Genomic DNA, 6,848 nt, shown 5'->3' with positions numbered 1-6,848 from the left:
CGTCTCAAGCTCAAGCGCGCCGGTTGGAGCGATGACTTCTTTTTCGAACTCCTCGCTCACGTGCGATAGCCCTGCCCCTCCAGGGGAGGGTGGGCACGGCAGGCGTAGCGCGAGCGTCGCCATGCCACGACGCCGCCGAAGCATCACGCCGCCGACGCCGCCAGGCGGCGCGGGACGAGGCGCTTGGCTTCCTGCTCCATCAACGCGCGCAGCTCGTGGGCGTGGGCGCAGGGCGGCATGGTACGGATGCCGTCGGCGACGAGATCGTGCAGATAGCTGACGGCGCCTGTCAGCCCATAGCGCAGCACGGCGTTGGGACGGCCGAGTGCGGCATCCTGCCCGACCGGCTTGCCGGCCTCCTCTTCATCGCTCGCGGCGTCGCGAATATCGTCGGCGACCTGATAGGCTTCGCCGATCTTCTCGCCGAGGCTGCGCCAGGCCTCGGGGTCCGCATGGCCCGCGGCTGCGGCGCCGGAGACGGTGGCGGCCGCGAACAGCGCGCCGGTCTTGGAGCGGTGATAGTGCGACAGGTCGATCTCCGGCTCGCATTCCCAGGCTTGCCCCGCCGCGATGCCATGCGGCACGCCGACGGCGTCGCCGATGGTCGCGATCAGTCGCGCCAGCCGCAGCGGCGAGCAGCGCGACTTGGCGAGCGACTGGAACGCCAGCACGATCAGCGCGTCGCCTGCGAGCACCGCGAGCGGCTCGCCGAACGCGGCATGCACCGAGGGCCGGCCACGGCGCAGCTTGGCATTGTCGAAGCACGGCAGATCGTCATGGACCAGCGAGGCACAGTGCAACAGCTCGATCGCCGATCCCGCCGCATCGGTCGCGCCCGGCTCGTCATCGCCGCAGGCCGCCGCCACCGCGTGGCACAGCCGGGGCCGCACCCGCGCGCCTTTCGGAAACACCGCCGCCTTCATCGCGGCCGACAATCGTGGCGGACATCCGGGCTGGTCGGCCAACGCGACCGCTGCGACGAGGGATTTCTCGATCCGGGCCATCACGTCCATGCCAGCCTCCCCTGCCGCGATGCCCCAGAGGTTGATCGAGGGGTCATCGCTTATGTAAATTTCAACTTACACCCATACTGTAAATCATGCTAGACATTTCCTGCGTCAGGTCTTGCGGACGGGAGTGCGAGGAATGGCCGATCACCGCGTAATCGTGGTTGGCGCCGGCATCGCCGGCCTCAGCGCCGCACTCACCCTGGCGGCACGCGGCGCCGAGGTGACGGTGCTGGAGCGCGCGCCATCACCCGGCGGCAAGATGCGGCAGATCGCCATCGGCCCTGCGCGCATCGACTCCGGTCCCACCGTGTTCACGATGCGCTGGGTGTTCGACGAGCTGTTCGACGAGCTCGGCACCTCGGTCGACGATCATCTGACGCTGGCGCCGCTCGACATTCTCGCCCGCCACGCCTGGACCGACCGCCGCACGCTCGATTTGTTCGCCGACGAGGACAGATCGGCCGACGCGATTGGCCATTTCGCCGGGCGCAGCGAGGCCGACGGCTATCGCGCGTTCTGCCGCGACGCGCGCCGCATCTTCGAGACGCTCAGGGATCCGTTCATCCGCACGCCGGCGCCGAGCATGACGCATCTGCTGCGTAATGCCGGCTTCCGCGATCTCACCGCGATCCGGCCGTTCCAGACCTTGTGGAAGGCGCTCGGCGGCTATTTTCGCGATCCCAGGCTGCAGCAGCTGTTCGGCCGCTACGCGACCTATTGCGGCTCGTCGCCGTTCCACGCGCCGGCCACCTTGATGCTGGTCGCCCACGTCGAGCAGGCTGGCGTCTGGCTGATCGACGGCGGCATGCATGAGCTTGCCGCGTGCCTTGCCGCGCTGGCGCGGCGCCACGGCGTCAGCATCCGCTATGAGAGCGAGGTCGCCGGCATCGTCACGGCGTCCGGCCACGCGGCAGGCGTCCGCCTCGCCAATGGCGAGCAGATCACCGCCGATGCCGTGATCGCGACCGCCGATGTCGCCGCGCTGGCGCAGGGGCTGTTCGGCGCGGACGCGGCGCGCGCGCTGCCGGCCATTCCGGAGTCCGCGCGCTCGCTCTCGGCCATGACCTGGAGCTGTCTCGCGCGCGCCGACGGCTTTCCCTTGGTGCGGCACAACGTGTTCTTCTCGCGCGACTACCGCGCCGAGTTCGATCAGTTGGTCGAGCGCCGCGCGATGCCGGCCGAGCCCACCGTCTATGTCTGCGCGCAGGACCGCGACGACCAGCCGCGCCAGCCCGGCAGCAACGAGGCGCTGTTCGTGCTGATCAATGCGCCCGCGTCAGGCGACCATCATCGCTTCGCTCCCCCGGAGATCAGCCAATGTGCCCGCCAGACCTTCGACCTGCTGCAGCGCTGCGGCCTGAGCATCGCGACGACGCCCGAACTGACCCGCGTGACGACGCCGGCGGATTTCAACCGGATGTTTCCGGGCACGGGGGGCGCGCTGTACGGCCGCAGCTCGCACGGCTGGATGGCGTCGTTCCAGCGGCCGGGCGCGCAGACGAAGCTGCCGGGGCTCTACGTCGCGGGGGGCAGCGCACATCCGGGACCGGGCGTGCCGATGGCGGCGCTGTCGGGGCGGATGGCCGCAGCGCGGGCGATGGCGGACCTCGCTTCGACCGCGCCGTCGCGCAGGACGGCTATGCATGGTGGTACGTCGACGCGCTGAGCGACGACGGCCGCTTCGGCCTCACGGTCATCGCCTTCGTCGGCAGCGTGTTCTCGCCGTACTACGCGTGGGCGCGCCGGCGCGGTCCGGCGGATCCGGAAAATCATTGCGCGGTCAACGTCGCGCTCTATGGCGAGCGCGCGCGGCGCTGGGCGATGACCGAGCGCGGCCGCGGCGCCATCACGCGCACCGAATCGAGCTTTGCGGTCGGGCCGAGCCGTCTGGACTGGAACGGCCGCGAGCTGTCGATCGAGATCCACGAGGTCACCGTGCCGTGGCCGCTGCCGTTGCGCGGCAGAGTGCGCGTGGTGCCCTCCGCGCTCAACGAGGTCGCGTTCACCCTGGATGCGGAGGGACGCCATCGCTGGCATCCGATCGCGCCGTGCTGCCGGGTCTCGGTCGATTTCGATCATCCCGACCTGCACTGGCGCGGCGACGGCTATTTCGACCTCAACCATGGCGACGCGCCGCTCGAGCGTGACTTCAAGAGCTGGCAATGGTCGCGCGCGGCAACCCGCACCGGCACCGTGATCTCCTACGACACGATTGCGCGCGCCGGTGCCGACAAGTCGATCGCACTGCACGTCGATCCCGACGCGACGCTGCAGCGGATCGCGCCGCTGACCGACGCGCCGCTGCGCAGGACCGCATGGCGCGTCGACCGCAGCGCCCGCGCCGATGCCGATGCCCCCGCGCGCGTGGTAAGCACCCTGGAGGACGCCCCGTTCTACGCCCGCTCGCATCTCGCGGCGCGTATCCAGGGTGAGGACGTCGCCGTGATGCACGAAAGCCTGTCGCTGGATCGTTTCCAGATGCCGATCGTGCAGGCGATGCTGCCCTTCCGCATGCCACGGTGGTGAGGGTTGCAGAGGGCGAGGTTGGTCGAGCGGCCAACAAGACCACAACCGCTTCGCCCCCGGCGTGTGTTTGCACGGCCAACAACGCGACAAACAACAGGTCACGCGACAACAACAGATGTCGTCCCGGACAAGCCACGACGCGCGCAGCGCGGCGGGGCGCAGATCCGGGACCCATACGCCGCGGCAGTCGTTTTGGGCAAAATGCCAACCACCAGCCCGCCTCGAACTCCTCCCTGGGGGTATGGATCCCGGCGTTCGCCGGGATGACTGCGGTGTTTGTTGGTGCGTCAAGAAACTTCGTGGCTCCAGGGCGTACGCCTGTAGGGTGGGCAAAGGCGCGACGCGGCGAAGCTGCGTCGTGACGTGCCCACCATCGGTATCAACCGCGGAGCACGGTGGGCACGGCGCGGGTGCAGATCTTTGCTTACGGCAACAGCGCAGGCGCGCCTTTGCCCACCCTACTTCTTCTCGGCGTCGCGCTCTCTCGCCTCGCGCTCGGCGCGCTGGCGGTCGAGGCGGCGGCCTTGCCATTCGAGCACGAGCCAGCCGAGCACGCACATGGTGACGACGACGAATTCGAGCAGGCCGCCCATCTCGCTCATGGCGTCGCCCTCATAAGATCGCACGCATCAAACCGGACGCGCCGCAACTCGCGCATCAAATCGCACGTCACGACGTCCACGCAACTACGAGGTCCGCCCGGAGCGCGACAGCTGATCGCGACGTTCCAGCCGCTCGAACAGGTCGAGCACCCACAGCGCGCGGTCCTGCATGGTGCGGCGCCGCGCTGCGATCGGATGCGGACGCTGCGCATCGACTGCGATCACCGCGTCGATCAGGATGCGCGCCTCCGGCCGCAGCGGCGCCAGAGAACACGGCTCCTGCAGCACCGACACCGCCGCGGCCTTGCCGAGCAGTTGCAGCTTTCGCGCCATCGAAACGACGGCGCGTTGCGACATCGAATCGAACTCGGCACGCGCGACCTCGCGGCCGATCTCGGCATAGATCAGCCGCGCGGCATGAATGCCGGGCCGACAGCTCCACGGTAGATCCGTAATGCCCGCCGCGGCGCGCGCGTAGAACACGTCGGCCACCGCGAGCAGCCGCGCGGTGACGCGGCCGATGCGGTCGTCGAAGAACGGCGCGGCGCGCCAGGTCTCGACATCGAGGCCCGCCTCGCGCAGCCATTGCTGCGGCAGATACAGCCGTCCCAGGCGCGCATCCTCGCCGACGTCGCGGGCGATGTTGGTGAGCTGCATGGCGATGCCAAGATCGCAGGCGCGCCCGATCGTCTCCGCCTCGCGCCGGTTCATCAGCAGCGACATCATCACGCCGACGGTGCCGGCGACGCGCACGGCATAGGCCAGCACGTCGCTCAAGGTCTCGTAGCGGCGGCCTTGAACATCCCAGGCGAGACCTTCGAGCAGGGCCTCCAGCAGCGCGCGCGGAATCACGAAATGCCCCACCACGCCGGCCAATGCGCGATCAACCGGGCTGTCATCCGGCACGCCATCGTAGATGCGATCGAGCCGCTCGTGAAGCATCTCGACCGCGTCGACGCGGCGGCCAGGGCCGTCGATCGCGTCATCGGCTTCGCGGCAGAACGCGTAGAGCGCGATCGCGGGATCGCCGACCGCGCGTGGCAGAACCTTCGACGCGGCAAAGAAGGTCTTCGATCCGCCCTGCAACATCCGCCGACAGATCGCGATGTCCTCTGCCCAACTCATCGGCGCTCCAGCTCATGCGGTGACGGGACGAGATCATCGAGCACGCGGGCCGAGGACAGCACGCCCGGCAGGCCGGCGCCGGGATGGGTGCCGGCTCCGACCAGATACAGCCGCTCGACCTCTTCGCTCTTGTTGTGCGGCCTGAACCAGGCGCTCTGCATCAACACCGGCTCGAGCCCGAACGCGGCGCCGCGATAGGAGGATAGCCGATGCTCGAAATCATCCGGGGTCAGCAGCCGGGATGTCACGATCTGCCCGGCGAGATCCGGCAGCAGAGTGTTGCTCAGCGCGCTCTCGATGCGCTTGCGGAACGGCTCGGCAGCGGCCGCCCAGTCGATCCCACTCTCCTGATGCGGCACCGGCGACAGCACGTAGAACGCATCGCAGCCGTCGGGCGCCAGCGACGGATCGGTCGCCGTGGGCCGGTGCAGATAGAGGCTGAAATCATCCGCCAGCACCTTGCGGCGAAAGATGTCGTCGAGCAGCTCGCGGTAGCGCGGGCCGAGCAGGATGGTGTGATGCTCGACATCGTCATAGCGCCGCTTCGTGCCGAAGTACCAGACGAACAGGCTCATCGAATAGCGCGCGCGGTCGATGCGCGCATCGGTCCAGCGCCGCCGCGGCACCGAAGGCAGCAGGTGCTTGTAGGTCCAGGCGGCGCAGCCATTGGAGACGACGACATCGGCCGCGATCGTCTCGCCGGACTTGAGCCGCACGCCGGTGGCGACACCATTGCTGGTCGTGATCTCGGCAACGGGGGTCGAGCAGCGCACCTGGCCGCCCTGCCCTTCGATGAGACTGACGAGGCCGTTGACCAGCGCGCCGGTGCCGCCCATCGCGAAGTGCACGCCCCAGCGGCGCTCGAGATAGGCGATCAGGCAATAGATCGACGTGGTCGTGAACGGATTGCCGCCGATCAAGAGCGGATGAAAGCTGAGGATGACGCGCAGCCGCTCGTCGCGCACATGCTGGGAGACGAGGCCGTAGACCGAGCGGAAGCTCTGCAGCTTGATCATCGCCGGCGCAATCTTCGCCATGTCGAGCAGCGACAGGAAGGGAACGTCGCCGAGCTCCTCGAAGCCCTTCTTGAAGATCGCCTCGCTCGCCTTCATGAAGCGCTCGTAGCCGTCGACATCACCCGGCGAGATCCTGCTGACCTCGGCGCGCATCGCCGCCGGATCGGCCGAGCAGTCGAACACGGTGCCGTCGTCGAACCGGATGCGGTAGAACGGCGAGATCGGCTTCAGCAGCACGTCGTCGGACATTTTCCGTCCGCACAGCTGCCACAGCTCCTCGAACAGGAACGGCGCGGTGACGATGGTCGGTCCGGCGTCGAAGGTGAAGCCGTCCTGGCGATGCACGTAGGCGCGGCCGCCGGGCGCATCGAGCTGTTCGAACACGGTGACGCGATAGCCGCGCGCGCCGAGCCGGACGGCGGCGGCGAGACCGCCGAAGCCGGAGCCGATCACGACCGCATGCGGCCGGTCTCCGAGCTCAGCCGGAACAGCGGCCTTGATGGTGGAGACGTCGAGCATGATCGAAAGCGTAAATCGGAATTGACGCTTTCGCTAGCCAAAAATGTCAA

General features: G+C 68.5%; 6 protein-coding genes. 2 read left to right on the top strand and 4 right to left on the bottom strand.

Annotation, left to right across the window (positions count from 1 at the left end; translation table 11 throughout):
* Nucleotides 1-143: 143 nt before the first annotated feature.
* Complete coding sequence (locus ACQR07_RS33825; RefSeq protein WP_434906377.1) at nt 144-1,013, bottom strand: polyprenyl synthetase family protein; 870 nt, start codon at nt 1,011-1,013, stop codon at nt 144-146.
* 112 nt (nt 1,014-1,125) lie between these two features.
* On the opposite strand from ACQR07_RS33825, the gene crtD reads away from it, so the two are divergent.
* The gene (gene crtD, locus ACQR07_RS33820) at nt 1,126-2,676 is read left to right on the top strand and encodes a 1-hydroxycarotenoid 3,4-desaturase CrtD (RefSeq protein ID WP_434906376.1); all 1,551 of its coding nucleotides are present in this window, start codon (nt 1,126-1,128) and stop codon (nt 2,674-2,676) included.
* A gap of 47 nt (nt 2,677-2,723) precedes the next feature.
* On the top strand, nt 2,724-3,536 hold the full coding sequence (locus ACQR07_RS33815; RefSeq protein ID WP_434906375.1) for a hydratase: 813 nt from the start codon (nt 2,724-2,726) through the stop codon (nt 3,534-3,536).
* 458 nt (nt 3,537-3,994) lie between these two features.
* Here ACQR07_RS33815 and ACQR07_RS33810 read toward each other — a convergent pair whose 3' ends face one another.
* The 3 genes from ACQR07_RS33810 to ACQR07_RS33800 form a co-directional block, all read right to left on the bottom strand.
* Complete coding sequence (locus ACQR07_RS33810) at nt 3,995-4,138, bottom strand: hypothetical protein (protein WP_434906374.1); 144 nt, start codon at nt 4,136-4,138, stop codon at nt 3,995-3,997.
* Nucleotides 4,139-4,222: 84 nt separating this feature from the next.
* The gene (locus ACQR07_RS33805; protein WP_434906373.1) at nt 4,223-5,263 is read right to left on the bottom strand and encodes a phytoene/squalene synthase family protein; all 1,041 of its coding nucleotides are present in this window, start codon (nt 5,261-5,263) and stop codon (nt 4,223-4,225) included.
* Complete coding sequence (locus ACQR07_RS33800; protein ID WP_434906372.1) at nt 5,260-6,798, bottom strand: phytoene desaturase; 1,539 nt, start codon at nt 6,796-6,798, stop codon at nt 5,260-5,262. The genes ACQR07_RS33805 and ACQR07_RS33800 overlap by 4 nt, the downstream gene beginning before the upstream one ends.
* Nucleotides 6,799-6,848: the final 50 nt, after the last annotated feature.

Origin of the sequence: Bradyrhizobium sp. HKCCYLS20291 (assembly GCF_051167715.1) — a bacterium.
GTDB lineage: Bacteria > Pseudomonadota > Alphaproteobacteria > Rhizobiales > Xanthobacteraceae > Bradyrhizobium.
The sequence above is the reverse complement of the archived record's forward strand: the minus strand, read 5'-3'. Positions and strand labels throughout refer to the sequence as shown.

Excerpts from the sequence above, each read along its gene's own strand:
- ACQR07_RS33810 (WP_434906374.1), bottom strand. The coding sequence starts at position 4,138 with ATGAGCGAGATGGGCGGCCTGCTCGAATTCGTCGTCGTCACCATGTGC.
- ACQR07_RS33805 (WP_434906373.1), bottom strand. The coding sequence starts at position 5,263 with ATGAGTTGGGCAGAGGACATCGCGATCTGTCGGCGGATGTTGCAGGGC.
- ACQR07_RS33800 (WP_434906372.1), bottom strand. The coding sequence starts at position 6,798 with ATGCTCGACGTCTCCACCATCAAGGCCGCTGTTCCGGCTGAGCTCGGA.
- ACQR07_RS33825 (WP_434906377.1), bottom strand. The coding sequence starts at position 1,013 with ATGGACGTGATGGCCCGGATCGAGAAATCCCTCGTCGCAGCGGTCGCG.